Genomic DNA, 26130 nt, shown 5'->3' on the forward strand with positions numbered 1-26130 from the left:
ATACCGCTCAGCCCGGTCACTTGGCCGCCTTGCCGTTGAGCCGGTCCGTCACCGAGGCGGTCTGGAGGGCGAGCAGCTGGGAGAGCTGGGACATCATCTGCAGCTGTATCTGTGATATCTGGTGGATCTTGTCGGCGAGGCCCTCCAGCTCTTCACGGGTCGCGTACCGGGGAGCGGCTGCCGTGCCGGAGGGGGCGGGTTCCGCAGCCGGCGCCGCTGCGGCGGGCTGCGCCGGCTCGGACCGCCGCGCCGGGGACTCGGTGGGCGCCGTCCCGGTACCGCCCGGCATGTGGGCGACGATGAACTCCGCGAGCCGGCGCGGCGTTCCCGTCTCCTCGAACAGCTGCCGCATCGTCACCTTGACCTGATGTCTCTGCTCCAGCTCGCGCAGTACACTGATCATCTGCAGCGAGTCGGCACCGAGGTCGAAGAAGGACGCGTCCGCGGCGATCTGCGACGGGTCCTCGCCGAGGTGCCGGGCGGTGGCTTCGACGATGCTGTGGAGTACGCGTGCGACCGCTGCCTCTTGCTGCACCACTTCTGTTCCCTTTCTCGCTGCTGTTCTCTTGCTCAGGGGCGTCAACCGGGGCCCCGTCCAGTGGTCCTTGTGCTGGAACCGGTATCCGGGCAGCGGGATGCGTCTGCCTCCGCTGCCGGCCAGGAGTGCCTCCCAGCCGACGTCCACTCCGGCACAGTGCAGTTCTGCGGCCGCGCCCCAGAGCGCGCCGAGCCCGGTGCCTCGGCGCAGGGACGGCAGTACCCGCACGTCGGGCAGCGCCCGGCGGGCCAGGCCGCTGAGGGTGGTGTGCGGTCCGATCTCGAGCAGCAGGCGGGGCCGCTGTGCGCCGACGCCGCGCAGCGCCTTGTCGAAACGGACGGGCTCGCGGGTGTGCCGCAGGAGGTGCTCCGAGTCCGGCCTCCAGCCGGGCGGGCGGGCCGATCCGTCCAGCGCGCTGACGAACGGGACCCGCACGGGCCGGAACTCCACGTCGTCCAGGACCTTCCGGAACTCCTCCAGCATCGGTTCCATCAGCGCGGTGTGGAAGGCGCGGGTCACCGGCAGCCGTTGCCCCGGGGTGCCGCGTTCGTCCAGCAGCGCGCACGCCCGGTCGACGGCGGCGACGGGGCCGGCGAGGACCTGGGCGTGGTCCCCGTTGGTCACGGCCGCCTCCAGTTGGTCGACCTCGGCCGTCAGGGCGAGTGCGGCCGCCCGGTCGAGCGCCACGGCCACCATCGCGCCCGGCGCGCAGCGCCGCCGCATCAGCCGGCCGCGTCGGGTGGTCAGCCGTACGCCGTCCTCGATCGACAGAGCTCCGGCCGCGTACAGCGCGGCGTATTCCCCGACGCTGTGCGCGGTCACGGCGTACGGTTCGGCGCCTGCGTCGCGCCACAGCCGGACGAGGGCGCATTGCAGGGCGAACAGCGCCGGCTGCGCGGTGTCCGTGTCGGGCGGCACCTCGCGTGGGCCGTCCGGCAGGTCATCCGCGCACAGCGCGGTGAGCAGTGAGTCACCGGTGAGGTCGCGGTGGAGCTGGTCGCAGGTGTCGAGGACCTCGCGGGCGGCTGGGAAACGCGCGTAGAGGGCGGCGGCCATGCCGGGGTACTGGCTGCCCTGTCCGGTGAACTGGAACGCCACACGCGGGGCGCCCTCCGCGGGCTTCGTCCCGGTGGTCGCCGCCGTTCCGGCTGTTCCGGCAAGCCAGGCATCGAGGGCGTCTGCGAGGGATCGGGGGGTGGAGCCGCGGACCGCGAGCCGGTGGCGGCCGTGGGCACGGCCGAGGGCGGCGGTGGTGACCAGGTCCGCCAGGTGCGGGGCTGGTGGCCTGCGTAACCGGTCGCTGAAGGCGCGGGCGTTGTCCGCGAGGGCCTGCGGGCTGCTGCCTGACACCAGCAGTACGTCCGGCGGGGAGAACGCGCCGGTCCTGGGCGCCGGTTCGGGCGCCTCTTCCAGGATCAGATGGACGTTGGTGCCGCCGACGCCGAGTGAGGTGAGGCCCGCTCGGCGCGGTACGCCGCTCGCGGGCCAGGGCCGTGCGGTCCTGGGGATGTAGAAGGGGCTGTGGTCGAGGTCGATGAGCGGGTTGGGCTCGCTGAAGTTCGCCATCGGCGGGATCACCGCGTGGCGCAGCACCAGCAGGGCCTTGACGAGGCCGGCGAGGCCGGAGGCGGCGTCGAGATGGCCGATGTTGGCCTTAGTGGAGCCGAGGGCGCAGTAGCCGTCGCGGTCGGTGTCCTCGCGGTAGGCGCGGGCCGCGCCGTCGAACTCGATCGGGTCGCCCTTGAGGGTGCCGGTGCCGTGGGTCTCCAGGTAGCCGATGGTGTCCGCGCCGACGCCCGCGCGCCGCAGCGCCTGGCGGATGGCCGCGCGCTGGCCCTCGGCGCTCGGGGCGGTGAACGCCTTCTTGCCAGCGCCGTCGTTGCTGATGCCCCAGCCCCGGACGACGCCGTGGACGGTGTCGCCGTCGGCGACGGCCCGGGCCAGCCGCTTCAGTACGACGGCCAGGACGCCCGTGCCTCCCACGGTGCCGTCGGCGCGGGCGTCGAAGGCCCTCAGCCGGCCGGACCGGGACAGGATCGATCCCTTGACGTAACGGTAGCCCAGGATCTGCGGCACATGGACGGCGGTGGCGCCGACGAGGGCGATGTCGCAGTCACCCATGAGCAGCGACTGGGCGGCCGTCTGCACACCGACGAGAGAACTGGAGCAGCCGGTCTGGAGGTTGACGGCGGGTCCGGTCAGGCCCAGTCGGTAGGCGACCCGGGTGGCCGTGAAGTCGGCTTGGTTGCCGACCGTGATCTGCATGCCGGCCGTCCAGTCGGAGACCGTGTGGGCCGGGAACACGTTGTTGAGGAGGTAGTTCTGGAACGTGTACAGGTGATATCCGGTGCTGGCGTAGACGCCGACGCGGGTGCCGTCCCGTTCGTCCGGATAGCCGGCGTTCTCCAGGGCGTGCTGGGCGCACTCCAGGAACATGCGGTGCTGCGGGTCCGTGAGCCGGGCCTCGCGGGCGCTCATCCCGAAGTGCTGGGCGTCGAAGCCGGCGATGTCGTCCAGCACTCCGGAAGCGCCGACGAAGTCCTCCGCGCCGTACTCCGCGGCGGGGACGCCGGCGGCGGCCAGCTCCTCGTCGGTGAAGCGGGTGACGCAGTCCGTGCCGTCCCGGACGATCCGCCAGAGTTCCTCGGGTGTGTCGGCGCCCGGCAGCCGGAAGGCCATTCCGATGACGGCCATCCGCGGGTCCAGATCGGTGGTGCTCATCTGTCGTGCCCCTCCGTCACCGTGGGCTGGTCACGGCCTGCCGCATCCCCCGCTGGCGGGGTGGGTCCGCCCCGCCCGGCCAGCCACACCAGCAGGGCCGCGCACAGGACGATCGCGAGGCCGTGGAAGGCGGCCACCACCTGCAGCGGGGAGAAGTTCTCCAGGAGCGCGCCGCTCACGAGCATGCCGAGGCCGAAGCCGGTGTTCTCGGCGGAGGCGGACAGCCCGAAGAGGCGGCCACGCTGGTCGTCGGGGGCGGTCTGCAGCCTCGACACGTAGACGATCTCGGTGAATCCGTCGGCGGCTCCGGCGACGAGCGCGGCGATGACGGCGGGCACGGTCGGCATCCCGCTGAAGACCATGATGAACCCGGCCGACATCACGCAGGCGCCGAGCGCGAAGGCCCGCTCCCCCGGTGTCCGCCCGGATTTCCCGGTGACCCGGCCGATCACCTGCTGGGCGACGATGTTGCCGATGGCCCAGGTGGCCCAGAACTGGCTGATGAACGTGGCCGGGTGGTCGGGGTCCAGGCTGCTGGAGTAGATGGGCAGGGCGACGTTGTGGGACGAGGAACCCAGTCCGTCGACCGCCCGGATGGCGATCATGGCCATCAGCAGCGGAGCGGTGCCCAGCAGCATCCGGACCGTCAGGCGCGCGGCGCCCGATGCCTTCGCTGAGTCACCGCCCGCGGCGTCCATGGCCGCCCGGGTGCGTACCGGCAGCAGGAACAGCACCGTCGCGGAGACCAGGAACGTCGCGGCGTCCAGGGCGAACGCGGCGGAGTAGCCGAGTTGCGCCACGACCACGCCCGACGAGGCGAAGCCCGCGATCATGGCGAGCGAACGCCCCGTCACCAGCAGCCCGTTGGCCCGGACGCGGTGCTCCGCGCCGACGATCTCGGGGATGCTGGTGCGCAGGGCCACCTGGGAGAGGGTCGAGCAGCCGCCCGTGACCACGGCCAGGACGTACAGCAGGCCGGGGCGCACGCCGTCGGGGGCGAGCAGCAGGGACAGCAGTGCCAGCGCCTGGCACAGGTCGGCGCCGACCATCAGGCGCTTGCGGTCGCAGACCGAGACGAGCCGCCCGCTCACCCAGCCCGACACGACGCTGGTCGCCAGGCGTACGGCCATGAACAGGCCGGCGGCCAGCGCGCTGCCGGTGGCGTCGTAGACGAAGACGTTCAGCGCCACCATGTTCAGGTAACTGCCGTACGCCGAGATGCCGTTGCCCAGGACGAGCAGACGGAAGTACCTCATGCACCTTCCCTCGGGTCCGCACGAAGGGTGTGGCTATGGGGTCCGGGATCGCCCTGTCGCCCCGTCGCGCGCGCCACGGGGAAGCGGCTGCGCAGGAACCATCCCCCCAATACGCCGCCGGACAGCGGCCATTGGTCCGCAACCCAAGCAGAACCGAACCGAAGCGTTCAAGACTCGGGGGTGGTCCAGACGACTTCCGGTCCGCATTTGGCGATTTCGGAGCGCCGCGGTCGTCAGTCCGCCGACAGGGCCTGTTCCGCCCAGATCGTCTTGCCGTGGTACGTGTGGCGGGTGCCCCATCGCTCGCACAGCTGGGCGACCAGCATGAGGCCGCGCCCTCCCTCGTCGTAGACGCGAGCGCGGCGCAGGTGCGGTGCCGTGCTGCTGGCGTCGGAGACTTCGCAGATGAGGTTGCGGTCGAGGATCAGGCGCAGCTGCAGGGGCGGCTCGCCGTACCGGATGGCGTTCGTGACCAGTTCGCTGATGACCAGCTCGGTGACGTACGCCGACTCCTCCAGACCCCACTCCTTGAGCTGCCGGTTCGCGCTGTCGCGGATCTCGGCCACCGCGGACGGTTCCGGCCGTACGTCCCAGGTGGCCACGTGGGCCGTGTCCAGGACGTGTGTGCGGGCCAGGAGCAGCGCCACGTCGTCCGCGGGCCGGGCCGGGAGAACGTCCCGCAGGACGGTGTCGCAGGCGCTCTCCAGGGACGTGTCCGACCTGACCAGCGCCTGCAGCAGGAGGGCCACGCCGTCGTCGATGTCGCGGCCCCGGGCCTCGATCAGGCCGTCGGTGTACAGCGCCAGCAGGCTGCCCTCGGGCAACTCGATCTCGGCCGCCTCGAACGGCAGGCCGCCGAGTCCCAGCGGGGGGCCGGCGGGCAGCTCGAGGACACGAGCCTCGCCGTCCGGGGTGAGCAGCACCGGCTCCGGATGGCCGGCGCGGGCCAGGGTGCAGCGCCGGGAGACCGGGTCGTACACGGCGTACAGGCAGGTGGTGCCGGTGTCGGGGGCGGCGCCGGGCGTGCCGTCGGTCTCCGCCGACAGCCGGTTGACCAGGTCGTCCAGATGTGTCAGCAGCTCGTCGGGAGGCAGGTCGACGTCGGCGAGGGTGCGTACGGCGGTCCGCAGCCGTCCCATGGCGGCGGAGGCCTGGATGCCGTGGCCGACGACGTCGCCGACGACCAGGGCCACGCGGGCGCCGGAGAGGGGGATGACGTCGAACCAGTCGCCGCCCACACCGACCTGCGCGCTGGCCGGCAGATAGCGGGAGGCGACTTCCACGGCGGGCTGCCGGGGCAGTCGCTGCGGCAGCAGGCTGCTCTGCAGGGTCAGCGCGGTGTCACGCTCACGGGTGTAGCGGCGGGCGTTGTCGATGCTCAGGGCGGCCCGGGCGGTGATCTCCTGGGCCAGCAGCAGATCGTCCTGCTCGAAGGGCTCGGGACGGCGGTGGCGGGAGAAGGTGGCCACGCCGAGAGTGATGCCGCGGGCGCTCATCGGCACCGCCAGCACCGAGTGGAAGCCGAAGCGCCGCACGCGTTCCGCCCGGTCAGGGGCCAGGTCCGCCCATCGGTCCACCCCGTCCGATGTGATCTGATGGATCAGTGGCTGTCCGGCGACCAGGCATTCGGCCGCGGGCGAGGTGCTCGGGTAGGTGGCGACCTCGCCCAACGGGACCACGGCCTCGGGGCAGCCCGGCAGCACCGACTGGTTGGCCACTCGCCGCAGCAGGACCGGGCTGGGGAGTGTCACGGCCCGCAGTTCCCGGTCGTCCTCGATGTCGGGAAGCAGATCCACCGTGACGAAGTCGGCAAGGTGCCCGGCGGCGACGTCGGCCATTTCCTGGGCGGTGCGGGCCAGGTCGAGGGTGGTGCCGATGCGGACGCCGGCCTCGGCGACCAGGGCGAGCCGCTGCCGGGCCTGGTGCTGTTCGGTCATGTCGTGCGCGGACAGCAGCACCCCGCGCACCACCCCGTGGTCGTCGTTCACCGGCGCCAGGGACACCGACCACACACTCTCGTGATCATGGCCGGCCAACTGCAGGGACGCCCTCAGGTGCTGCTGTTCGCCGCTGCTGAGGACCTTCAGCATCAGCTCTTCGGTGCGTTCGCCCTGCGGGTCGAGAATGAGCTCCGACACCCGCAGCCCCCGCATCTCCGCCTCGGAGAGTCCCATCACGCGTTCCATGTCGGCGTTTGCCCTGAGCAGCCGCAGCCGGGTGTCGTACAGGGCGGTGGTGCACGGCGACTGGGTGAGCGACCAGCCGATCAGGACGTCCTCGTCGAACTCGGCACGGGTGCGTGCCACCGGTGAGACCAGCAACCACTCATGGGCGTCGCCGTCGGTTCTCCGGTTCCGCTCACGGCGGTGCGCCAGCAAGGTCACCGGGAGGACATGTCCGTCGCGGTGTCTCAGGGTCGCCGTACCGTTCCACCGCCGCATCCCGTCGAGGGATCGCAATTCGCGGGCGGGAGCTTCCCCGGCGAGCAGCACGGCCGCCGGGCGGCCGACGATCTCCGATGCCGGGTAGCCCACCAGACGGTGTGCGCCTTCGCTCCACCCGGTCACCGTGCCGCGCGCGTCCACGACGGCCCGGGCCGTGGCCGTGTCGTCGACGACCGGTACCGACTGCGGGCCCGTCCCGTCGTTTCCGGTCGTTCCTCGTCGCGGCATCGCGCTCGTCCTGCCTGTAGCAAGCACGGGCCCGACGTGGCACACCATCGGACCGACATGGCATGAACTTCAGTATAATCATGAAAATTGGAATAAATATCCTCTTAGACGGTGCCGTCCCCGGACCGGCTCCGACGGCTGTTGAGCCACCAGGCGCCGACGCCGCCCAGGACGAGGACGACCGCGCCGATGCCCACGGGCACGGCTGTGGACATGCCGTCACCCTCGGCGTCCTTCGCCACCGGCTCCGCGGACGGCCGGTCGGCGCGCTCACTGGAGGCCGTTCCCGTGGACGGGGCTGGAGTCTTCGGCTTCTCCGTGGGGCCGGGGCTCACGAGTTCGGCGCCCGGTGCGGCGGCCTTCAGCTTCAGGCGCGGCGCGGGATGGCCGTGCCCGTGCCCGTCCCCCTCGGCTTCCTCCTCGAGCTGGATCCAGCGGTCGGTCCTGCCGTCGCTGTAGGTCTGCAGGGTCTTGAAGACCAGTTCCCTCGCGTCGGGCAGCTGCCGCACCGTCACGACGTGTTCGGCGTCCTCGCCCGCGGCCAGCTTCGGCCCGGACACCGTGTAACCACGGCCGGTCGGGGCGAACTTCCAGCCCTCGGGGCCTTTCTCGTACGTGACGTCCCGCGGGGTGATGCCCTTGGGCAGGACGACCTCCAGCTTGCTGATCCCGGCCGTGGAGGACTCCGACTCGGCGGAGAAGGTCAGCGCGACGTTCCGGTCGAGCGCCCGGGCGCCGTCCGCTTCCACCTCCGCGTGTGCCGCGGCCGGTCCCGCGGTGGCGACGGCGACCGCGAACGCGGCCGCGGAGAGGGCGACGGCCCTGGCGCAGGTCTTACGAGTCATGGAGAGCGCTCCTGTTTCTGTGACGTGCACGCGTGTGCACTGGCATGGGGAAGCGGTCGGGCAGCGGCGGGCGCCGGCGTGGCAGACCGGCGGGCGGCGCGGCGGAACCGGTGAGGGGGTGAAGGTGAAGGGGTCGCGGCGGGGTGAACGCGTGCCGTGACGGACGGGTGTGCCGCGCCCGCTTGCGCGGCCCCGGGAAACCGGCTGCCGTCAGGTGACGGTCGTCCCGGCGGGCGGGGCCCGAGAGATGGTCGTGCGAGCCGGGAGAAGCCGCCGCGGCATACGGTCGGAGCGGCTCCGGGCGCGGACGCGCGGACGGTGCGGCGGTGTGGGCAGCCGGAGGAGCGGACGCAGCGGCGCCATGAGCCATCCGGGGAGCGCCCGCAGGACGCGGAACGCGGCGCGCTCACCGTGGGCGAGCCACAGGCCGCACAACAGCGCGGCCAGCAGATGCGCGGCGAGCATGCCGGTCGACGACATGCCGCCGGTGCCGTGGTCCACCGGGTGCGCGGCCACCGCGTGCCCCATCGGCCCGAGGGGGTGTACAGCAGCCGAACCGTGACTTCTCGTGTGGTCCATGACGAGCGCGCCGCCGCCGTCGGGCCCATCGGCGTGCCCGGCCGCCTGCGCCAGCGAGAACGCCGCGTGCAGCAGGGCCTGGGCGGCGACCGCGACGCATCCGACGAGGACCGGTCCGCGCTCCCGGCCGGCCAGCACCCAAGCCGTGCCGGCGGTCGCCACCGCTCCCGCGGCCATGGCCCACCGGGGCACCGCGGTCCCCGACATCATGACGTGGCCCAGGGAGGCGAGCAGCACGCAGACGGCCGCGAAGACAGCGGCTCTGAGCGCGCGAGAACACCACCCAGCGGTCATGGCGTCTCATCCTCGCAGTCCCGGGTCCCGCACGTCACCGGAAGGTACGGAACCGCCCCAGGTCTCCGACTCAATCCAGCGGCTGTGATCCACGACACAACCGCGCATGTGGCGCGGCCGCAGGCCAGGGCCGGTGCCGCCGCGTTCACGGCATGCGCCTGGATCAGCGGACCCGGCCGAAACGGGTCCGCGCCCAGCAGGAACCCGGCGACGCTTGTGTCGCCGCGCGGCCGCGGGCGCTGCTCGCCCGGCCGGGGGTCCGCCGGCGCTGGGAGCTGACGACCGGCCGGCTGTTCATCGCCATCGGCTTCTCGATCGCCGCGGTCGCCTGACGCCGCTGACACCCGGCGGGCCCGGTCACCAGCCGGGCCTTGTCCCGATCTGCATGCCCGGGCGGCGCCGGTGGACGGTGACGTAGGACAGGCCGCCGCTGCCGGCGACCAGGCCTCGGGCGCTGCCGCGGGGCAGCCAGACCAGGCTGCCCGGGGCCAGCGGCTGCGGGTCCGCCGCACGGTCGAGGGCGCCGTCGCCGGCGACGACGAGCAGCAGCACGTCGAGGTCGGGCTCGGTGTGCGCGCCGATGCGCCCTCCGGGCGGGATGCGGACGAGGTTGGCATCGAGTTGCCGCCCCGGCTCGGCCAGCCGCCACAGGGCGCCGGCCGGAGCCGAGTCGGCGGCCATGAGCGATTCCGTGTCGCACAGCACACGCGGTTCGGGAGCGCCGTCCGCGCCGGGGGATGTCTCTGTCTCAGTCATCGGTTGGCCACCATGCCACAGGTGCCGGTGTCACGTTTCTGTGGCTGGGGGTGGTCCTGGCCATTTCCTTCCTCGAGGGGGCCGCCGAGGCCGGGCGACCGCCCGGCTCTCAGCCCGGCTTCCGCTCGCCGTGGTGGCGCTGGGCGAGGCGGGCGAGGGCGACCGCGCCGAGCAGAAGACCGAAGTCACGCAACGCGATGTCGTAGAAGCCGGGGATGGTCAGCAGGTTGACGATGACGCCGGCCAGCCATCCGGCCACCAGCCAGCCCCCGAAGCGCGGGGCGAAGGCCACGGCGAGCCCCGCGAGAACCTCGACGACGCCCACGGCGTACATCGCCGCCTGGGCACTGCCCGGCACGACGTCGTCGATCCACGGCGCGAGGTAGGAGGGCCAGTCCACGAGCAGGTTGGCGAACTTGTCCAGCCCGACCAGGACCGGCGCCACGGTGAATCCGACGCGCAGGATGGCGAACGCCTGGTAGCCGGGGTCGGTGAACACGGCCCTGCGGGAGACGGCGGGGGGCGGGGTTGTGGTTGCGGACGACATGACGCCCACCTTTCTATTGACAACTCTCACTGTCGATAGAAGCGCGGGCCCGGTCTTTAGTCAAGGGCCGTGGGTTTTACACTGGTGTTCGTGGACCAGGAAGAAGGACCCGACCGCGACGTCTCCGCGGTCGCCGCTCTGGACGAGCCGACCCGCAGGCGGCTGTACGACCACGTCGTGCGCCAGCCGGGGCCCGTCAGTCGCGACGAGGCGGCCGGCGCCCTCGGGCTGGCACGTCGGACCGCGGCGTTCCATCTGGACCGCCTGGCGGACGAGTCGCTCCTCGACGTCGTCTATGAGCGGCGCAGCGGCCGTACCGGTCCGGGAGCCGGCAGGCCGGCCAAGCTGTACAAGCGCTCGGCCAAGCAGGTCGCCGTCAGCCTGCCCGAGCGGCACTACGAGCTGGCCGGGCGGCTCCTCGCCCAGGCCGTGGAGGAATCGGAGGCCACCGGGGAACCGGTCCGGGCCGTGTTGCACAGCAAGGCCCACGAGCTCGGTGCCCAGCTCGCCGGCCGGAGCGACTCGGGCGTGCTCGACCTGCTGGAGCGGTACGGCTTCGAGCCGCGCTCGCAGGGTGACGCGATCGTGCTGGGCAACTGCCCCTTCCACACGCTCGCCCGCGCACACACCGAGACGGTCTGCGGCATGAACCTCCACCTGCTCCGCGGTGCCCTCGAGGGTCTCGGCCAGAACGGTCTCCAGGCCTGCCTGGCCCCGGGTCCCGGCTACTGCTGTGTGCGCTTGGAACCTGCCTCCGCGCCGGGCAACCCGTCCCGCTCGCCCGGCGTCTCTCCTGGCGAGCGGGACGGGTATACGCCTACGACCATGTGACGGGGACGACGATGAGTGACAAGGCTCGCAGACTGTTCGAGGCGCTGGACCTCGACCACGACGGGGTGCTCACCCGGGAAGAGGTGATCGTCGCCCTGCGGACGAAGGGGCCGTCCCTGGCCGCCTCCGGCGTCGTGCCGTTCTGGGGAGTGCAGGACGTCGAAGCGTCCTCCGCGTTCTTCGACACCGCCGACCAGAACGGGGACGCGGTACTGACCCTGGAGGAGTTCAGCGCGGTGGTGGACCGCCGGTTCGGCTGGAGCTGACCCGGAGGAGGCCCATGCCGCGGGCGTCCCGGGTCTGTCGGCTGCCGGATGACCCGCTGAAGGACAGGGGGTGCGGGCGAGTTGGAGGCCGTGGCCGATCAGGGGGAGTCCGCCGGGACCGTGCGGGTGGGGGCGTCGCGGGAGCGTTCATGGCCGGTTTTACTCCCTGTCAGGGCGACACACGGTCGACGCATGCCCACTGCGCGGATCAGGAATCCCGCCCTCCGATGATCAGTGCGTCACAGCCGGTTGACGGGACCCGGGGCGGGTAGGAGGCCCGTCTCATGACCGGAGGTGGCGCATGGACATCGGCATCGGCCTTCCCAACACCGTTCCCGGGACCGAGGGTTCGGTCCTCGTGGAGTGGGCCCGGCGGGCCGAGGAGGCGGGGTTCAGTACGCTCGGCACCATCGGGCGGCTGGTGTACCCGGGGTATGAGGAGCTGGTCGCGCTGAGTGCGGCGGCGGCGGTCACCAGCCGGATCCGGCTGACCACGAGTGTGCTGCTGGGACCGCTGTACGCGAACACCGCGCTGCTGGCGAAGCAGGCGGCCTCGATCGACCGGCTGTCCGCGGGGCGGTTCGTGCTCGGTGTGGGGCTGGGCGGACGCGACGACGACTATGCCGCGAGCGGACTGCCCACCGAGGGCCGCGGGCGTCGGCTGGAGGAGCAGCTGACGGAGATGAAACGCGTCTGGTCGGGCGAGGAACGAGGCTATGCCGGGGCGATCGGGCCGACACCCGTGCGCGAGGGCGGTCCTGAACTCATCCTGGGAGGTGGAACCCCGGCCGGATTCCGGCGTGTGGCACGGCTGGCCGACGGCTGGATCATGGGCGGTGGCACGCCGGAGATGTTCGCGGAGGCCTCGGCCGGCGTCGATGCCGCGTGGAAGGAGGCGGGGCGGGCCGGAGCGCCGCGCAAGCTGGCGCTGGCCTATTTCGCGCTCGGCCCGGACGCCCGGGCGCACGCGGACGGTTACCTCCGGGACTACTACGGTTTCCTCGGTGACACGGCCGCGCAGATCGCGGCGGGTGCCGCGGTGAGCGCAAAGATGGTCGCGGCGTATGCCGACTCGTACGCCGCCGCCGGCTGTGACGAGCTCGTCTTCGTGCCCGCGGCGTCGGGGCTCGAGCAGGTGGGGCTGCTCGCCGAGGCGACCGGCTGATCCGGCGACACGCGGTCATGCGGCGGTCAGGGAGGGGCCGGTTGGCCGTCGCCCGAGCGACCGGGAGCCGGGCCGGGCCCCTCCCCCACCGCTCCGGGGAGGGACCCGGCCCCTGGCCGGCCGGTGGCTCAGGACGACTGCGCGCTCTGGTACAGGTTCTGCGCGTCCGCGCCGAAGTACGGGCCGTACATGGCGTTCGGCAGGAAGTTGTACTTGAAGCTGTTCACCGAGGACTGCAGGCCGGTCCCGGTCGCCTCGTCGAACCGGGTGAACCACGGGCCTCCGCTGGATCCGCCGGTCATGTCGCAGGTCAGACCGTGGTCGCTGGACAGCAGGAAGTCCCTGAAGGTGGTGCCGCTGCAGTAGATGAACTTCTCGCCGTCGTACGGGGCCGCGGCCGGGAAGCCGAAGGAGTACATGGCCTTGTTGTAGCCGGTGTTGAAGGCCAGCCCCTGCCCGCCGACGACATCGGTCAGCTTCTTGCCGTCCAGCGGGGCGACCACGGCCGCGCCGATGTCGTAGTTGATGTCCTCACTGGCCGTCCACTGCGGTGTGGAGAGGGTCCGGGACGCCGTCCAGGTGCCGTACGGCCGCTGCCCGTCGTGGTAGCCGGGGACGAACACCCAGTTGGTGTGCCAGGCCCCCTCCAGCTTCACGCAGTGGCCCGCGGTCATCACGGTGCTCTTGTTGGCGCTGGTGACGGCGTTGCCGGAACAGGAGGCGGTGCGCCCCTGGTAGGTGAAGAACACCCGTCCGGCGGTCCGGGACACCGCTCCGCCTCCGGACCAGGGGCCTCCGCCGTGGGGGAACGCCAGGGGGCCCACGGCGGAGGCGGGTGCGCCGGGTGCGCTGGGGGCCACGACGGTCTCCCTGCCCGTGCGGGGTGCCGACGTCCGCACGTCGGACCGGTCGACGGACAGGACGTCGAGCGGGGTGGCCTCGCGCATCCGCTGCGGGGTCCAGAAGGCGAGGGCGCGTTCCCGCGCCGAAGGTGTCACCGCGCCGGGCTCCGGCGCGGCGCCCGCCGGCGTGGCGGTGACTCCGGTCGCCAGCAGTGCGGCGATCCCCGCGAGGGCGCCGAGGACGGTGTGGCGAACGCGGGTCCCGCCGGAGGGGCGGAGCCTACGGGGTCTGCCTATCACGCGGTCTCCTTCTGCTGTGGGGGCCGGGTGGAGGGGTCATCCACCCGGTCAGGCAGGGGTGTCGCTGCGCGCAGTCAGAGGGCAGCGTGCCACCGGGAGACCGGTTTGGACAGGTGCATGTCATAAAGATGACTGAATCACCACGCGTTCCCCGCGCCGGGGACACGGCGGACACACGCGGACCCGGCCTCCACAGCGGTGGAGGCCGGGTCCGGAGAGCGGCGGCCGGAGGTGATCAGAAGGTGGGGCCGCTGCCGCCGCCCGGCTGGATACGTCCGCGCCAGGCGCCGGATTCCGCTCCGCGCTCCTCGATGTACTGCTTGAAGCGCTTCATGTCGCCCTTGATGCGGCGGTCGATCGTGCCCATCATGTCCGCCACCTTCTCCACGGCTCCGCTGGGCTCGATGTCCATCACCAGTTCCACCCTCGTGTGGGTGTCGTCCACGCGCTCGAAGCGGACCGATCCCCTCTGATGGGTGTCCCCGCTGGTCGTACGCCAGGTGACCCGCTCGTCGGGCAGCTGGTCGACGATCTCGGTGTCGAACTCCCGCCGCACTCCGCCGATCTTGGTGGTCCAGTGGTTGTGGCGGTCGTCCAGCTGCCTGACCTCCTCGACGCCCTCCATGAAGTTCGGGAACTCCTCGAACTGGGTCCACTGGTTGTAGGCGGTGTGGACGGGGACGCCGACTTCCACGGTTTCCTTGACGGTGCTCATCTGCATGCCTCCGTTTTCCTGCTCGACTGCTGGAGGCCCATCGGCCCGTGCGACGAGTACCCAAGATCTTCCGGTAGCCACACGGATTGCGCCGCTCTGGCGTCAGAACCGCGGTTGCTGCTGCGGCTGCCCGTGCGTCTGGGCGCCGTTCCCGCCCGTCCCCTGGGCCTGGAGCTGCTCCGCCTGTTCCCTGGTCACCTTCTGTTCCGCCCCGCAGAAGGTGCACTGGGTCAGGTACTTCGTCGAGATCGGGAACAGCGGCACGAAGAACAGCGTGAACTTCGTGACGCGCTTGCTGAGGGTGTGGGCGGCGGGGTTACCGCAGTGGCCGCACACCAGCGTCAGTATCGCCAGCCGGTACAGGTAACCCTTGGTGCCGAAGATGATCACGTGACGGTCCTTCCCGGGTCGGATCTTCCTCCAGTGTCCCGTACAGCGGGAGCGCGCTCAGCCGGACAGTGCCGCCAGGACCACGGCCTTCGCCTCCTCCTGGACCCGGGCGAGGTGGTCGGGGCCGAGGAAGGACTCGGCGTAGACCTTGTAGACGTCCTCGGTGCCCGAAGGGCGGGCCGCGAACCAGGCGTTGTCCGTGGTCACCTTGATGCCGCCGATGGCCGCGCCGTTCCCGGGGGCCTCGGTGAGCACCCCGGTGACCGGGTCGCCGGCCAGCGTGTCCGCGCTGACCTGCGCCGGGGACAGCCTGGCGAGCAGGGCCTTCTCCTCACGGGTCGCCGGGGCGTCGATGCGGGCGTACGCCGGCTGCCCGAAGCGGGCGGTCAGGCCAGCGTAGTGCTCCGAGGGTGTCTTGCCGGTGACCGCCGTGATCTCGGCGGCGAGCAGCGCCAGGATGATCCCGTCCTTGTCCGTGGTCCACACCGAGCCGTCCCGGCGCAGGAAGGACGCCCCGGCCGACTCCTCCCCGCCGAATCCGATGGTGCCCCCGGCCAGCCCGTCCACGAACCACTTGAACCCGACGGGCACCTCGACCAGCTCACGGCCCAGGTCGGCGGCGACCCTGTCGATCATGGCGGAGGACACCAGCGTCTTGCCGACACCGGTGGCGGCCGGCCAGCCGTCGCGGTGGGCGTACAGGTAGGAGATGGCGACGGCGAGATAGTGGTTCGGGTTCATCAGACCCGCGTCCGGTGTGACGATGCCGTGCCGGTCGGCGTCGGCGTCGTTTCCGGTGGCGATCCGGAAACGGTCGCGCTGCTCGATGAGCGAGGCCATCGCGTACGGCGACGAGCAGTCCATCCGGATCTTGCCGTCCCAGTCCAGCGTCATGAACCGCCAGGTGGGGTCGGTGTGCGGATTGACCACCGTGAGGTCGAGGCCGTGCTGTTCGGCGATACGGCCCCAGTAGGCGACGGACGCCCCGCCCAGCGGATCCGCCCCGATGCGCACCCCGGCCGCGCGGATCGCGTCCAGGTCGAGCACAGCGGGCAGGTCGGCGACGTAGGTGCCGAGGAAGTCGTAACGGCCGGTGGTGGGGGCGGCCAGGGCCCGGGCGTGAGGGATGCGCCGTACGTCCTTCAGGCCACCCCGGATGATCTCGTTCGCCCGGTCCTGGATCCAGGTGGTCGCGTCGGAGGCGGCGGGACCGCCGCTGGGCGGGTTGTACTTGAACCCGCCGTCCGCGGGCGGGTTGTGGGAGGGCGTGACGACGACACCGTCCGCGAGACCCGTGCCGCGGCCGCGGTTGTGGGTGAGGATGGCGTGCGAGACGGCCGGGGTCGGCGTGTAGCCGTCCGCGTCGTCGATCAGCACCGTCACCTCGTTGGCGGCGAACACCTCCAGCGCGGTGACCCGCGCGGGCTCCGACAGGGCGTGCGTGTCGGCGCCGAGGAACAGCGGCCCGTCGACTCCCCGCTCGGCCCGGTACTCGCAGATGGCCTGGCTGGTCGCGGCGATGTGGTCGTCGTTGAACGCGCCGGCCAGTGACGATCCACGGTGTCCGGAGGTCCCGAACGTCACGCGCTGCCCCGGATCCTCCGGGTCGGGGTGGAGCGCGTAGTACGCGGTGACCAGCCGAGCGACGTCGACGAGATCTTCGGGACCGGCCGGACTGCCCGCTCGCTCGTGCTGCATGGCCCGCTCCTCCACATGGGTCGATACTTCGCTTGCGGTCACATCCTTCCCCGTCACCCTGGTGGCGCGCGAGAGGGGCACGAAGGTGAGGGACGGATGTGGGCCACGCCACGCGAGAGACCGCACGACCGCGCCCTCGGGCACGACGAGGCGGCGGGGCGGACCACCGGGAGGTCCGGTGGATGCGCCACGCCGCCTGACGGCCTCGTGGGCGGGTGCCCAGCGTCCCGCCGTCGTCAGATCCGCCCGCCGGTCATCCGGGTGAGCGGCCCGTACGTGTGGCGTTCCGCGCGGCGCCCCACCGCGTACGACGCGGCGCTCAGGGCGGTCAGGCCGACGCCGACGCCCGCGGCGACGAGCTTGCGGTGAGCGATGACCGTCCAGGCGGTCTTGGCGGTGGCCGCGACCTGGCCCGAGGCCGCGACGACCGCCTGGCGGCCCGCCTCCACGCCCTTGGCCGCGGTCTGCACGGCCGCCGACGTCGTCTCGGCGGAGCGCTCGGCGCCGGACTTGACCGCTGACGCCGCGTCATCGGCCTTGCCCGCCGCGCGGTTCGCGGCCCGGGATGTCGACGCACTCGCCTTGTCCGCGGTGCGGCGAGCCTTGGACTGGGTCGCCTGGCTCGTGGCCGGCTTCTGATTCGTGCGCTTGTTCTCTTCCGTCATGGACACCGACTTGCCTCTGACTCCGGCGGCAAACACATTCGGTCGCGCACCGTCCGGCCGGGCGGAGGCCTGAGCACGCCACCGAGGGGGTAGGCGAGCCACAGGCAGGACGGCGTCAGGACACGTAGGAGGGTGCGTCATGGCCGGCATTCTGAATCGCATCAAGCAGTTCGCCCGGAGCCCGCAGGGGCAGCGGGCCATCGCGGAGGCGCGACGGGCCGCCGCCGACCCTCGCAAGCGAGCCCAGGCGCAGCGCCTGCTGGGCAGGCTGCGCGGTCGCCACTGACCGTCCGCGGGCCCCGCCGCCGAAAGCTTGCGAGCCCAACTCCTCGAAGCGACAAGTGTGTTCATGCCCGACATGGGCACCTGGGTCGCACCACACGGAAAGGCAGGAGAGGAGCTGGTTCGATGGGCAGGGCAGGTTACGGCAGGAGGGTCTGTGCCTTAGGCGCCGCCGGTGTCCTGGCGGGAACATTGCTGGTCGGCTGCGGGGACGACGGGGACACGGGAGGCGGTGCTCGGGGCTCCACGGCGAAGACGGGTGCCGGGGCGCGGGAGCAGGGCACACAGGCGGTGCGCTCGGCCTACGCCAAGACCGCCGAGGAGGACACCGCCCGGGTGAAGCTGCGGGTGCAGACGTCGGCCGAGGGCGCCTCGCGATCCGCCGGCGGGCAGGGCGCGGTGGACCTGGACGACGGCGACAGCGTCATGACGCTCACGGTGCAGGGACAGCGGATCGAGCAGCGCGTCGTCGACCAGGTGCTGTACCAGAAGATGCCGAAGGGGCAGACGCCGGGCGGCAAGCCCTGGATCAAGATCGACTTGGGGAAGGTCGCGGCCCGGCAGGGCGTCGGCGACCGGTCCATGAGCGACCCGGCGCGGTCCGCGGCATACGCGAAGGCGATCACCGACAAGGACGTGACCGAGAAGGGCACGGACACGATCAACGGGGTGAAGACCACTCACTACCGCGTCCTTGTCGATGTCGCGAAGCTGCCCGGTGGCGACACGCTGCGCCGGCAGACCGGTCCGAACCTGCCGATGGACGTGTGGCTGGACGACGAGGGCCGCATGCGCCGGCAGCAGATCGACATGACGCTCAAGGCCCAGCCGTCGGCGCAGCGTTCCTCCGCCGACGCCTCGTCGTCGCAGCGGGAGGCCACCGTGCGCACCGTCATGGACTTCACCGACTTCGGCACCGAGGTGGAGGCGGACGCGCCCCCGGCCGGGCAGGTCACCGACATGACCGGCAAGGCCCTGGAACAGGGCGAGCAGGGCAAGGGGCGAAGCTGAGCCGGAACTCCCGGGTGCGGCACTTGAACCCGCGCCTGTGTGCCGTCGGGCAAGATGGGGGCCATGAGCGTAGTCAAGATCAATGTGCTGACCGTGCCCGCCGAGCAGCGGGAGACACTGGAGAAGCGGTTCGCCTCCCGCGCGCACACCGTGGAGAGCTCCGACGGGTTCGAGTGGTTCGAGCTCCTCCGTCCGGTGGAGGGCACCGACACCTACCTCGTCTACACGCGGTGGCGTGACGAGGAGTCGTTCAAGGCCTGGATGGAGGGGCCGATGAAGGCCGCCCACCAGGGCGGCGGCGAGGGAGGCGAGCGGCCCAGGCCCGCGGCGAGCGACTCGACCCTCTGGTCCTTCGAGGTCGTGCAGCAGGCGGGTCCGAAGGGCGCGTAGGACGCCTGGTCGCGAGGTCCCCCGTGCCGCTCGTGCGCACGGGGACCTCGCACAGGAGAGTGGCCGGTCCCGCGCTCAGGGGCGCCAGGAGCGTGAGGGGGCGGCAGTGCGGCCGACCGCGGCCGCGAGTTTGCGGAGCCGGCGCCAGTCCAGGCGCGGTGGCGCCTCGGGGACTCCGGGGCGGTCGCGGGGCACCCGCACCCGCAGGGCCCGGCGTGCGATGCGGCAGTGCACGGGAGCGGGCAGGGTGAGCGCCTCGCCGTCCAGACCGACGTGCAGCTGCGGTTCGTCGCCCTGTACGAGGACGTGCTGCGCGGTCAGCACCGTCAGCCCCTCCGGGCTCGGGGACAGCAGGAGTTCGGCCGCCTCCACGGCGCTGTCCACACGGACGGCGAGCACGCCCAGCTTCCCGGAGTCGAGCCGCTCGCGCCGCCCGAAGCCGAACGGGTCGTCCATGCGGTACGGGTTGTTGCTCACCAGGATGGCCTGCGGATCGGCGACGGTGGTGCCGTCGGCCCGGGCCGTCAGACGCGGGCCGGCCTGCCGGGTGAGCAGCTCCGGCAGCCGCTCCAGCGCCGCGCCCACCTTGTCGTCGCGGTAGCCGGGGCTCTGGACGACCGCCCCGTACACGCCGAACGACGCGTTGTTGACGAAGGGACGGTCGTCGGCGAACCCGAGGTCCACGCGGAGTTCGACGCCGTCCGTGAGGGCGTCCAGGCAGGTGGACGGGTCGTCACGGTCCAGGCCCAGGTCCATGGCGAAGTGGTTGCGGGTGCCGGCCGAGATGACGAGGAACGGCAGGCCGTGTTCCGCCGCTACGGCGGCGACCAGAGCCTGTGTGCCGTCGCCTCCCGCGACGCCCAGCAGGTCGGCCCCCTCGGCCACGGCGGCCCTGGCCAGCTCGGTGACGTCCTGATGCCGGTCCGGGTCCAGCAGGACGACTCGGGCCCCCAGCGCCTCCGCCTTCTCCTTGAGGGCGAACTTCTCGACCTTGCCGCCGCCGGAGCGCGGATTCAGCAGCAGGAAGGGGCGCTGCGGCGGTGGTGTGCGGTACTCCCTGACCCGGGCCGGCCGCAGGCCCGTGCTGCGCAGTGCGTAGCGGCCGCTCCACACCGCGAGGCACCACAGCAACAGGGAGACGAAGACGACCCAGAGCAGATTGGCGATCGCGAACAGGGTGATGACGGCGACCGGGGTGACGGCGGCCAGCGTCGCCGCCGCCACGCGTGCCGGTCCCCGGCGGGAAAGCACCCACCAGAGTGCGGCCGCGGTCAGGGCGAGGCCCGCGATGCCGGCCGTGAGCAGCAGGAGTCCTCTCAGGCCGCCGGAAACCAGTGGGAGCAACGCCGCCAGCGCCACCGCGGCCAGGGCTCCCCGGGCCGCCCATCTCTGCCGGCGGTGATAACGCTCGCTCATCGCCGCTGCCATCTCGTCCTCCGCTCGAAGGCCGGCGCGGACGGCCCTCGGGGCCGCGCCCGGCCCATCAACATGGTGCCCGCCGACGGATCGGCTCGGCCACTGCCATCCCTGACGGCTCCCCCGTCGGCGGCACGTCGGACATGAAGACCCTCCGGGCGGAGCCACCGGTAGCGTACGTGGCCCTTCGCACGCGGTTCCGCGCACGGGGGCCCGCCTGGGGCGGGGAGGCGAGGTCCCGGCGGAGGTACGCAGTCACCGGCAGGCGGACGACCGGGACGGCGCGGCCGGTCCCGTCACCCGTCACCCGTCACCCGTCACCGAGAGCGCGGCGGCCGTCGTCCCGGTCTCTCAGGAGGCAGGTGCTTTCCGTTGGATTTCGGCAGGAACCGGCCCAGCGGGGCGAATCAGTCCACGAGGGGCTTGACGGGGCGCACTGCGCTCGGCCTACTGGAAGGCGCAGCCGGCCGAGTCGGGGGGCCCGTCCGGCGTCGGCTCTTCCGGGCCGGACCACTCCGCCCTCCCCGCGACACGTAGGTCAGGGGGCCGATGGTGCGGCGACGACGGGCAGTGGTGGCGGGCCTGGTGGCCTGCCTGCTGTCGCTGCCTCTCGTCGTCCTGGGGCTCGGGCACGTCGGGCGCGCGGCCGATGCCGCGGTCACGACGGCCGTCGGCCCGGGCGCGGTGGAGACGGCCGGGACGGCGAGTGCCGAGGCCGAGGGGGCCGGGGAGCCCTGTCCGTGCGAGAGGGATGCGTCGGTCCGCCAGCCGGTGGCACGCGCTCCGCGGGCCGCGGGAGCGTCCGGGGCGAGCGCCGTGGTGGCTGCCGCGCCCGGGGTGGACCGGGGCGGCGCGGGCACCGGCGCGGTGAGGAAGGGCGGGCGTACGGGGGCGGTCGCAGCCTCCCCGGACGCCGTCGAGTTGCAGACGTTCCGCTGCTGAGCGACGGCAGTACCGACAGGGGCCCGCACCGTGCGGCCCGAGTACTGCCCGGTGCCGTACGTGGTGATGTGCGGGCCCTCGTGTGTCCCCATGCCGATGACACAGGAGGCAGAGGTGCCTGGAAAGCGCGTTCTCGTTCTGCGGCCGGACGAACTCGGCCCGGACGACTGGAAGATGTGGCGGGCGTTACGGACGGAGTCCCGGGCCCCGTCGAATCCCTTCATGGATCCGGTGTTCACCACGGCCGTCGGCCGGGTCCGGCCGGGAACCAGAGTGGCGGTGCTGCAGGAGGACGGCTCGCCGGTCGGGTACTTCCCGTACGAGAGGGGCCCTCTGGGGCGGGGCCGGGCCATCGGACTGGGGGTGTCCGACTGTCAGGGGGCCGTGTTACGGCCCGGGATACGGCTGGACGCCCGACGCCTGCTGCGGTCCTGCGCGCTGTCGTCCTGGGAGTTCGACAACCTCGAAGCCGGCCAGGGGGTGTTCGTGCCGCACGCGGCGGAGGAACTCCCCTCCCCCGTCGTCGACCTGGGCGAGGGATTCGAGCGGTACAGGCAGCGGCTGCGCGCGCGGTCCGCGAGCTTCCTCAGACAGACCCTGGCCAGGGAGCGCAAGCTGGCCCGGCGGGCCGGCGAGGTGCGGTTCGTCCACGACGCCCGGGACCCGGACGCGCTGCGGGCGCTGATGGCGTGGAAGTCGGCCCAGTACCGGCGCACCGGCCGGCGGGACCGGTTCGCGCAGGAGTGGATCACCCGGTTGGTGGGACTGCTCGGGGAAGGCGAGGAGGCGGAGTGCCGTGGCGTGCTGTCCGTGCTGTACGCCGCGGACCGACCCGTGGCCGCGCACTTCGGGCTGCGCTCGCGCACCGTGCTGTCCTGGTGGTTCCCGGCGTACGACCGCGCGTACGCGAGGTACTCCCCCGGCCTCGTCCTTCAGCTGAGGATGCTGGAGGCCGCGGCCGCCGACGGGATCGAGACGGTGGACCTGGGGAGCGGTCCGGCCCGCTACAAGGACTCGTTCAAGACCCGTGACCTCCGGGTGTACGAGGGGTCCGTGGTGCGGCCGGTGCCGGGAGGGGCCGTGCACTGGCTGGGCCGGGAACCGGCACGGGCCGCCCGTGGCTTCGTACGCAACCGGCCCCGCCTGGCCGGCGCGGCGGCACGGGCACTGGAGGGTGTGGGGCGGCTGCGCGGCCGATGAGTGCGACGCGGGCTCTGCGCCCAGCCTCTCGTGCCATGGCGCTGGTCCCGGGCCGGTGGTCGCCACACGGAACGGGAGCGTGCCGGCCGTACCGGGTGTTGGTCCGGTGCGGCGAGCGGGGTCCTGCTCGGAGAGCCTGCCGGGCGTCGCGGTGCGGGCTCGCGGACGCGGGGCGCCGCGCGGCGGAGGGCACGTTCGCAACGGGCGCGGACGGCGTCACTGTACGGACACCCCCGTGCGGGCCCCGCACGGGGGTGGGTGCTTCCTGCGCGCGCGGAGCCGCGAACTTTGGGGCGTGCCGGGCGTCGCCGGGCAGGCGGGACCTCGCGGACACCTCCTGGGGGGCGGCGGGTGCCCCGCGGCTCGTCGTCCGGGCGAGCGGGCGCGAGGGGGGGCTCTGCTCCTGGGCCGGACGGCGGTGCGCCCGGCTCCGGAGAGCCGGGCGCGCCCCGGTCAGCGGGTGGCGGTCCAGCTGTGGGCGACGTCCACGATGACGCGGCCGTCCAGTTGCAGGACCCGGAAGGGCAGCCGCGCGCGGACGCCGAGGCCGATCTGGGTCTCGCCCTCGAAGCTGCCGGCGTAGCGGGTGTCCCTGAACGTGCGGTAGCCGGTGAGGTCCACGCCCGGCAGCGGGCGCGCGACCCGTCCGGGGTACGTGGGGGCGCCGGTCTCCGGGTCGTAGGCGGGTGCGTACACCCGTACCTCGAGGATGGCCCCGCCGGCCACGGGGATGTACTGGCCCGAGCCGTCCTGGTAGAGACGGTCGACGTACCGGACCGAGTAGCCGACGTCGCTGCCCCCGCCGGGCACGTCGATGACCATCCGGTCGAAGCAGTCGTGACGGCCGGTCCTGACGTCCCGCACCGGCGAGATCGTGGCGCTGGTGTCGGTCTTGGCCAGGCTCCCCCAGCCGGTCGGGCACGCCGTGGCCGCTGTGGCGGCACGGGCGGCGGCCGGTGCCGCGCCGGCCGGGACCGCTGCCGCCCCCACCGTGGCGCCGACGATCGCGAGAGTCGCGCATGCTGTTCTGATTCGTACCATTGCCGCCCCCGAGGCTCGTGTGCTGCTGGTATGAGGTGAGACGACCGCTGCCGCCGAAAGGTTGCGCCCGCCGCGCCGGAGTGCCGCCGATGGCACATCCTGGTGGGGAGCGATGGGTGTCCGGTGCGTCCGTACCGGGAGGACGCGAGATGGATGAGCCAACCGCCGTGCCGGACGGGCCAAGGTCACCTGGCGGCCGGGGCCGGGGCGGTGGTGACGGCCGGTCCCGGACCGGGGACACCGGCCGGGTCGAGGATGCCCTGGCCGCTCCGCTGATCGAGGCGGTCCGGGCCCTGGAGGGCTACGGCGGACTGGTCTACCTGCGTTCCCGCGACCGGCGCTCGCTGGTGCTCGCGCTGGTGACCGGGGCGCCGCGGTCACTGCTCAGGTCCTGGTGGCGGGTGCCCGTGAGCGGTGCCCTGCCCATGGCGGAGGCCTACCGCCACGGCGAGAGCCTGTGGCTGCCGGACGAGCGGGCCACCATGGTCCGCTTCCCGCACTTCACCGCCGGACTGCCGTACTCCTTCGGGTCGGCGCACCGGCCCGTCCGGATCGGCGGCGAGGCCGTAGGCGTTCTGGTCGTGCTGCGCTCCGCGGCCCGGTCTCCCATGGACGCGGAGGCCGTGGATCTCGCTCTGCGCCCCGCCGTACGGGACATGGAGCAGCGCCTCGGCCGTCTCGCCGCCGCCCGGTCCGCTCCGGGGAGCGCCGCCTACCGGATCGAGTACGACGACGAACCGGTCGGCGTGCGGCTGCCCACGCCCGCTTCCCACCCCGTGCGGGTCGGACTCATCGACTGGGACCTGGACAGCGACCGGTGCTCACCGGACGACGAGGCCCTCGTCCTCCTCGGCATCGACCGGGCGCACTTCAGCGGCCGGATCGCGGACATCGAGGCCCGCGTCAGCCCCGACGACCTGCATGAGCTGCGGGCCAGCCGGCAGGACGCGCTCACGCACGGCCGGGTCAGGTCCCGGCACTTCCGGATCCGGGACGAGTCCTCGGGTGGCCTGGAGACCGGCTACCGGCCCGTCGAACTGTGGGGGCATCTCGTGCGCGGCCAAGCCGGGTCCGCCCGGGTCCTGGTGGGCGCCCTGGTCGACGCGGTCGGCGGACTCACCGCCGCCGAGGCCACCGAGCGGCTGCCCGACGGGCTGTTCTCCCTGGACCAGGACGGCCGCCTGACGTACGCCAACCGCCGCTGCGAGGAACTGCTGGGCTCCGGCCGGGAGGAGCTCCTGGGCCGCCATCCCTGGGAGGCGATCACCTGGCTCGGGGATCCCTCCTACGAGGACCGCTACCGGGCGGCGATGCTGTCGCAGGAGCAGGTGTCCTTCCTCGTGCGGCACCCTGACGCGCACTGGCTGGGCTTTGTGCTGTACCCGGACGTGCACGGGCTGACGGGGCGTGTCTATCCCACCGTCGCGCCCTACGGGGACGAGACGGAGCGCGAAGCCGGGGCCGGAGCCGGTACGCCCCTGCCGGGGGCCGCGGCCGGGACTGCGCCGCCCGGCCCGGTCGCCGCGGCGCGCGCCGGGGCGCTGTACCACGTGGTGCAGATGGCGAGCGTGCTGACCGAGGCGGTCACGGTGCGGGACGTGTGCCGGGCCGTGTCGGAGCAGCTGCTGCCCGCCTTCGGGGCGCGGGAACTCGCGCTGTACACGGTCCGCGAGGGCCGGATGTACCTGCTGTGGGAGTCGGGCTACCCGGAGGGCTTTCTCGACACGTTCGAGGGGGTCACGCTCGACACGCACCTGCCCGGCGTGCACGCGCTGACCACGCGGCTCCCCCTGTTCTTCGAGTCGCCCGAGGACCTCTCCGTCGCGTACCCGGGCATCAGGCTGGACCGTATGAACGCCTGGGCGTTCCTGCCGCTGATCGCCTCCGGACATCCCGTCGGCTCCTGCATCCTGGGCTGGGACACCCCGCACCACTTCACCGCCGACGAGCGCTCCGCCCTCACCGCGCTGAGCGGTCTGGCCGCCCAGGCCATGGAGCGGGCGCGGCTCTACGACTCGGAGTCCGCCGTCGCCCGCGGCCTGCAGGAGGGTCTGCTGCCGCACCGGCTGCCCGCCGTGGAGGGGCTGCGCACCACCGGCCGCTATCTGCCGGGCACGCAGGGCATGGCCATCGGCGGCGACTGGTACGACGTGATCACCACGGGTCGTGGAGTGGCGCTGATCATCGGGGACGTGGAGGGGCACAGTGTCGGTGCCGCCGCGGTGATGGGCCAGCTGCGCAGCGCCGTCCACGCCTTCGCCGCGAGCGAGCGGCCGCCGCAGGAAGTCATCACGCACACCAACCGGCTGCTGGCCGAGCTGGAGGCGGACGTCTTCGCCACCTGCTGCTACATCGAACTGGACCCGCGGACGGGACGTGCGCTGGCCGTGCGGGCCGGGCATCCCCCGCCGCTGCTGCGCCACCCCGACGGGCATGCCGAGACGCTGGACCTCGCGGGCGGCGTCATGCTCGGGGTGGAGCCCGACGCGGTGTATCCCGTCACGGCGCTCACCCTGACCCCCGGCAGCGTGCTCGCCCTCTACACCGACGGGCTCGTCGAGCAGCCGGGCAGTGACATCGAGACGGGCATCGAGGAGGTCCGCCGCGTTCTGGCCGGGACTGAGGCGGACTCGGTGGAGCACCTCGCCGACCGGCTGGTGCTGACGGCACGGGGCGCCAGGGAACGGCCGGACGACGTGGCACTGCTGCTGACGGCGTATCGCTGAGCGCCCGTGGGGCCGTCGGCCGGCCGCGCGGCGCCCGCTTCC

General features: G+C 72.7%; 24 protein-coding genes. 10 read left to right on the plus strand and 14 right to left on the minus strand.

The window, feature by feature from the left end; all coding sequences use genetic code 11:
• Window positions 1-16: 16 nt before the first annotated feature.
• The 5 genes from IE212_RS27460 to IE212_RS27480 form a co-directional block, all read right to left on the minus strand.
• Window positions 17-3259, minus strand: coding sequence for a type I polyketide synthase (locus tag IE212_RS27460; RefSeq protein ID WP_190200653.1), 3243 nt, complete (start codon window positions 3257-3259; stop codon window positions 17-19).
• Window positions 3256-4515 (minus strand): MFS transporter, encoded by a 1260-nt coding sequence (locus IE212_RS27465; RefSeq protein ID WP_190200654.1) that lies wholly within the window; start codon window positions 4513-4515, stop codon window positions 3256-3258. The genes IE212_RS27460 and IE212_RS27465 overlap by 4 nt, the downstream gene beginning before the upstream one ends.
• A gap of 233 nt (window positions 4516-4748) precedes the next feature.
• A complete protein-coding gene (locus tag IE212_RS27470; RefSeq protein WP_190200655.1) occupies window positions 4749-7187 on the minus strand; it encodes a SpoIIE family protein phosphatase in 2439 nt (812 codons plus the stop codon).
• Between the two features lie 104 nt (window positions 7188-7291).
• Window positions 7292-8032 (minus strand): DUF1775 domain-containing protein, encoded by a 741-nt coding sequence (locus tag IE212_RS27475; RefSeq protein ID WP_190200656.1) that lies wholly within the window; start codon window positions 8030-8032, stop codon window positions 7292-7294.
• A 210-nt stretch (window positions 8033-8242) separates the two neighbouring features.
• Window positions 8243-8905, minus strand: coding sequence for a hypothetical protein (locus IE212_RS27480; RefSeq protein WP_190200657.1), 663 nt, complete (start codon window positions 8903-8905; stop codon window positions 8243-8245).
• A gap of 152 nt (window positions 8906-9057) precedes the next feature.
• On the opposite strand from IE212_RS27480, the gene IE212_RS35155 reads away from it, so the two are divergent.
• Window positions 9058-9237 carry a hypothetical protein gene (locus IE212_RS35155; protein WP_229864615.1) on the plus strand — a complete coding sequence of 60 codons (180 nt, stop codon included), beginning with the start codon at window positions 9058-9060 and terminating at the stop codon, window positions 9235-9237.
• 25 nt (window positions 9238-9262) lie between these two features.
• On the opposite strand, the gene IE212_RS27490 is transcribed toward IE212_RS35155, so the two are convergent.
• Both IE212_RS27490 and IE212_RS27495 read right to left on the minus strand, forming a co-directional pair.
• On the minus strand, window positions 9263-9661 hold the full coding sequence (locus IE212_RS27490; protein WP_190200658.1) for a cupin domain-containing protein: 399 nt from the start codon (window positions 9659-9661) through the stop codon (window positions 9263-9265).
• A 109-nt stretch (window positions 9662-9770) separates the two neighbouring features.
• Window positions 9771-10208 carry a hypothetical protein gene (locus tag IE212_RS27495; protein WP_190200659.1) on the minus strand — a complete coding sequence of 146 codons (438 nt, stop codon included), beginning with the start codon at window positions 10206-10208 and terminating at the stop codon, window positions 9771-9773.
• A gap of 84 nt (window positions 10209-10292) precedes the next feature.
• Here IE212_RS27495 and IE212_RS27500 point away from each other — a divergent pair, with 84 nt between their 5' ends.
• The 3 genes from IE212_RS27500 to IE212_RS27510 all read left to right on the plus strand — a co-directional run bounded on the left by IE212_RS27500 (window position 10293) and on the right by IE212_RS27510 (window position 12470).
• On the plus strand, window positions 10293-11039 hold the full coding sequence (locus IE212_RS27500; RefSeq protein ID WP_190200706.1) for a helix-turn-helix transcriptional regulator: 747 nt from the start codon (window positions 10293-10295) through the stop codon (window positions 11037-11039).
• An 11-nt stretch (window positions 11040-11050) separates the two neighbouring features.
• Window positions 11051-11305 carry an EF-hand domain-containing protein gene (locus tag IE212_RS27505; protein WP_190200660.1) on the plus strand — a complete coding sequence of 85 codons (255 nt, stop codon included), beginning with the start codon at window positions 11051-11053 and terminating at the stop codon, window positions 11303-11305.
• A 301-nt stretch (window positions 11306-11606) separates the two neighbouring features.
• The gene (locus IE212_RS27510) at window positions 11607-12470 is read left to right on the plus strand and encodes an LLM class flavin-dependent oxidoreductase (protein ID WP_190200661.1); all 864 of its coding nucleotides are present in this window, start codon (window positions 11607-11609) and stop codon (window positions 12468-12470) included.
• A gap of 128 nt (window positions 12471-12598) precedes the next feature.
• Here IE212_RS27510 and IE212_RS27515 read toward each other — a convergent pair whose 3' ends face one another.
• The 5 genes from IE212_RS27515 to IE212_RS27535 all read right to left on the minus strand — a co-directional run bounded on the left by IE212_RS27515 (window position 12599) and on the right by IE212_RS27535 (window position 17080).
• The gene (locus IE212_RS27515) at window positions 12599-13612 is read right to left on the minus strand and encodes a trypsin-like serine peptidase (RefSeq protein ID WP_190200662.1); all 1014 of its coding nucleotides are present in this window, start codon (window positions 13610-13612) and stop codon (window positions 12599-12601) included.
• A 235-nt stretch (window positions 13613-13847) separates the two neighbouring features.
• Complete coding sequence (locus IE212_RS27520) at window positions 13848-14327, minus strand: SRPBCC family protein (protein WP_190200663.1); 480 nt, start codon at window positions 14325-14327, stop codon at window positions 13848-13850.
• 102 nt (window positions 14328-14429) lie between these two features.
• Window positions 14430-14717: a zinc-ribbon domain-containing protein gene (locus tag IE212_RS27525; RefSeq protein ID WP_190200664.1), complete on the minus strand. Its 288-nt coding sequence runs from the start codon at window positions 14715-14717 to the stop codon at window positions 14430-14432.
• A gap of 57 nt (window positions 14718-14774) precedes the next feature.
• Window positions 14775-16415, minus strand: a complete 1641-nt coding sequence (pgm, locus tag IE212_RS27530) for a phosphoglucomutase (alpha-D-glucose-1,6-bisphosphate-dependent) (protein ID WP_190200665.1) — start codon at window positions 16413-16415, stop codon at window positions 14775-14777.
• 236 nt (window positions 16416-16651) lie between these two features.
• Entirely contained in the window at window positions 16652-17080 is a 429-nt protein-coding gene (locus IE212_RS27535; RefSeq protein WP_190200666.1) for a hypothetical protein, read from the minus strand.
• A gap of 139 nt (window positions 17081-17219) precedes the next feature.
• On the opposite strand from IE212_RS27535, the gene IE212_RS27540 reads away from it, so the two are divergent.
• The 3 genes from IE212_RS27540 (at window position 17220) to IE212_RS27550 (ending at window position 18763) form a co-directional block, all read left to right on the plus strand.
• A complete protein-coding gene (locus tag IE212_RS27540; protein ID WP_190200667.1) occupies window positions 17220-17366 on the plus strand; it encodes a hypothetical protein in 147 nt (48 codons plus the stop codon).
• A gap of 122 nt (window positions 17367-17488) precedes the next feature.
• Window positions 17489-18373, plus strand: coding sequence for an SCO4651 family lipoprotein (locus IE212_RS27545; protein WP_190200668.1), 885 nt, complete (start codon window positions 17489-17491; stop codon window positions 18371-18373).
• A gap of 63 nt (window positions 18374-18436) precedes the next feature.
• Entirely contained in the window at window positions 18437-18763 is a 327-nt protein-coding gene (locus IE212_RS27550; RefSeq protein ID WP_114249954.1) for an antibiotic biosynthesis monooxygenase family protein, read from the plus strand.
• A 75-nt stretch (window positions 18764-18838) separates the two neighbouring features.
• Here the strand turns inward: IE212_RS27550 and IE212_RS27555 are convergent, their stop codons facing one another.
• Window positions 18839-20191 carry a diacylglycerol/lipid kinase family protein gene (locus IE212_RS27555; RefSeq protein WP_190200669.1) on the minus strand — a complete coding sequence of 451 codons (1353 nt, stop codon included), beginning with the start codon at window positions 20189-20191 and terminating at the stop codon, window positions 18839-18841.
• 537 nt (window positions 20192-20728) lie between these two features.
• Between IE212_RS27555 and IE212_RS27560 the strand changes: the two genes are divergently transcribed.
• Window positions 20729-21121, plus strand: coding sequence for a hypothetical protein (locus IE212_RS27560; protein ID WP_229864616.1), 393 nt, complete (start codon window positions 20729-20731; stop codon window positions 21119-21121).
• Window positions 21122-21217: 96 nt separating this feature from the next.
• Complete coding sequence (locus tag IE212_RS27565) at window positions 21218-22321, plus strand: GNAT family N-acetyltransferase (RefSeq protein ID WP_190200708.1); 1104 nt, start codon at window positions 21218-21220, stop codon at window positions 22319-22321.
• Between the two features lie 453 nt (window positions 22322-22774).
• On the opposite strand, the gene IE212_RS27570 is transcribed toward IE212_RS27565, so the two are convergent.
• Window positions 22775-23362, minus strand: a complete 588-nt coding sequence (locus IE212_RS27570; protein WP_190200670.1) for an AMIN-like domain-containing (lipo)protein — start codon at window positions 23360-23362, stop codon at window positions 22775-22777.
• 149 nt (window positions 23363-23511) lie between these two features.
• Here IE212_RS27570 and IE212_RS27575 point away from each other — a divergent pair, with 149 nt between their 5' ends.
• Window positions 23512-26088 (plus strand): SpoIIE family protein phosphatase, encoded by a 2577-nt coding sequence (locus IE212_RS27575; protein WP_190200671.1) that lies wholly within the window; start codon window positions 23512-23514, stop codon window positions 26086-26088.
• The last annotated feature ends 42 nt before the right edge of the window (window positions 26089-26130 follow it).

Source organism: Streptomyces djakartensis (genome assembly GCF_014651075.1).
Taxonomy (GTDB): Bacteria; Actinomycetota; Actinomycetes; order Streptomycetales; family Streptomycetaceae; genus Streptomyces; species Streptomyces djakartensis.

Excerpts from the sequence above, each read along its gene's own strand:
- IE212_RS27460 (WP_190200653.1), bottom strand. The coding sequence starts at position 3,259 with ATGAGCACCACCGATCTGGACCCGCGGATGGCCGTCATCGGAATGGCC.
- IE212_RS27490 (WP_190200658.1), bottom strand. The coding sequence starts at position 9,661 with ATGACTGAGACAGAGACATCCCCCGGCGCGGACGGCGCTCCCGAACCG.
- IE212_RS27560 (WP_229864616.1), top strand. The coding sequence starts at position 20,729 with ATGGTGCGGCGACGACGGGCAGTGGTGGCGGGCCTGGTGGCCTGCCTG.
- IE212_RS27470 (WP_190200655.1), bottom strand. The coding sequence starts at position 7,187 with ATGCCGCGACGAGGAACGACCGGAAACGACGGGACGGGCCCGCAGTCG.
- IE212_RS27475 (WP_190200656.1), bottom strand. The coding sequence starts at position 8,032 with ATGACTCGTAAGACCTGCGCCAGGGCCGTCGCCCTCTCCGCGGCCGCG.
- IE212_RS27480 (WP_190200657.1), bottom strand. The coding sequence starts at position 8,905 with ATGACCGCTGGGTGGTGTTCTCGCGCGCTCAGAGCCGCTGTCTTCGCG.
- IE212_RS27575 (WP_190200671.1), top strand. The coding sequence starts at position 23,512 with ATGGATGAGCCAACCGCCGTGCCGGACGGGCCAAGGTCACCTGGCGGC.
- IE212_RS27555 (WP_190200669.1), bottom strand. The coding sequence starts at position 20,191 with ATGGCAGCGGCGATGAGCGAGCGTTATCACCGCCGGCAGAGATGGGCG.
- IE212_RS27465 (WP_190200654.1), bottom strand. The coding sequence starts at position 4,515 with ATGAGGTACTTCCGTCTGCTCGTCCTGGGCAACGGCATCTCGGCGTAC.
- IE212_RS27550 (WP_114249954.1), top strand. The coding sequence starts at position 18,437 with ATGAGCGTAGTCAAGATCAATGTGCTGACCGTGCCCGCCGAGCAGCGG.
- IE212_RS27540 (WP_190200667.1), top strand. The coding sequence starts at position 17,220 with ATGGCCGGCATTCTGAATCGCATCAAGCAGTTCGCCCGGAGCCCGCAG.
- IE212_RS27495 (WP_190200659.1), bottom strand. The coding sequence starts at position 10,208 with ATGTCGTCCGCAACCACAACCCCGCCCCCCGCCGTCTCCCGCAGGGCC.
- IE212_RS27565 (WP_190200708.1), top strand. The coding sequence starts at position 21,218 with ATGACACAGGAGGCAGAGGTGCCTGGAAAGCGCGTTCTCGTTCTGCGG.
- IE212_RS27545 (WP_190200668.1), top strand. The coding sequence starts at position 17,489 with ATGGGCAGGGCAGGTTACGGCAGGAGGGTCTGTGCCTTAGGCGCCGCC.
- pgm (WP_190200665.1), bottom strand. The coding sequence starts at position 16,415 with ATGCAGCACGAGCGAGCGGGCAGTCCGGCCGGTCCCGAAGATCTCGTC.
- IE212_RS35155 (WP_229864615.1), top strand. The coding sequence starts at position 9,058 with ATGCGCCTGGATCAGCGGACCCGGCCGAAACGGGTCCGCGCCCAGCAG.
- IE212_RS27510 (WP_190200661.1), top strand. The coding sequence starts at position 11,607 with ATGGACATCGGCATCGGCCTTCCCAACACCGTTCCCGGGACCGAGGGT.
- IE212_RS27570 (WP_190200670.1), bottom strand. The coding sequence starts at position 23,362 with ATGGTACGAATCAGAACAGCATGCGCGACTCTCGCGATCGTCGGCGCC.
- IE212_RS27505 (WP_190200660.1), top strand. The coding sequence starts at position 11,051 with ATGAGTGACAAGGCTCGCAGACTGTTCGAGGCGCTGGACCTCGACCAC.
- IE212_RS27535 (WP_190200666.1), bottom strand. The coding sequence starts at position 17,080 with ATGACGGAAGAGAACAAGCGCACGAATCAGAAGCCGGCCACGAGCCAG.
- IE212_RS27520 (WP_190200663.1), bottom strand. The coding sequence starts at position 14,327 with ATGAGCACCGTCAAGGAAACCGTGGAAGTCGGCGTCCCCGTCCACACC.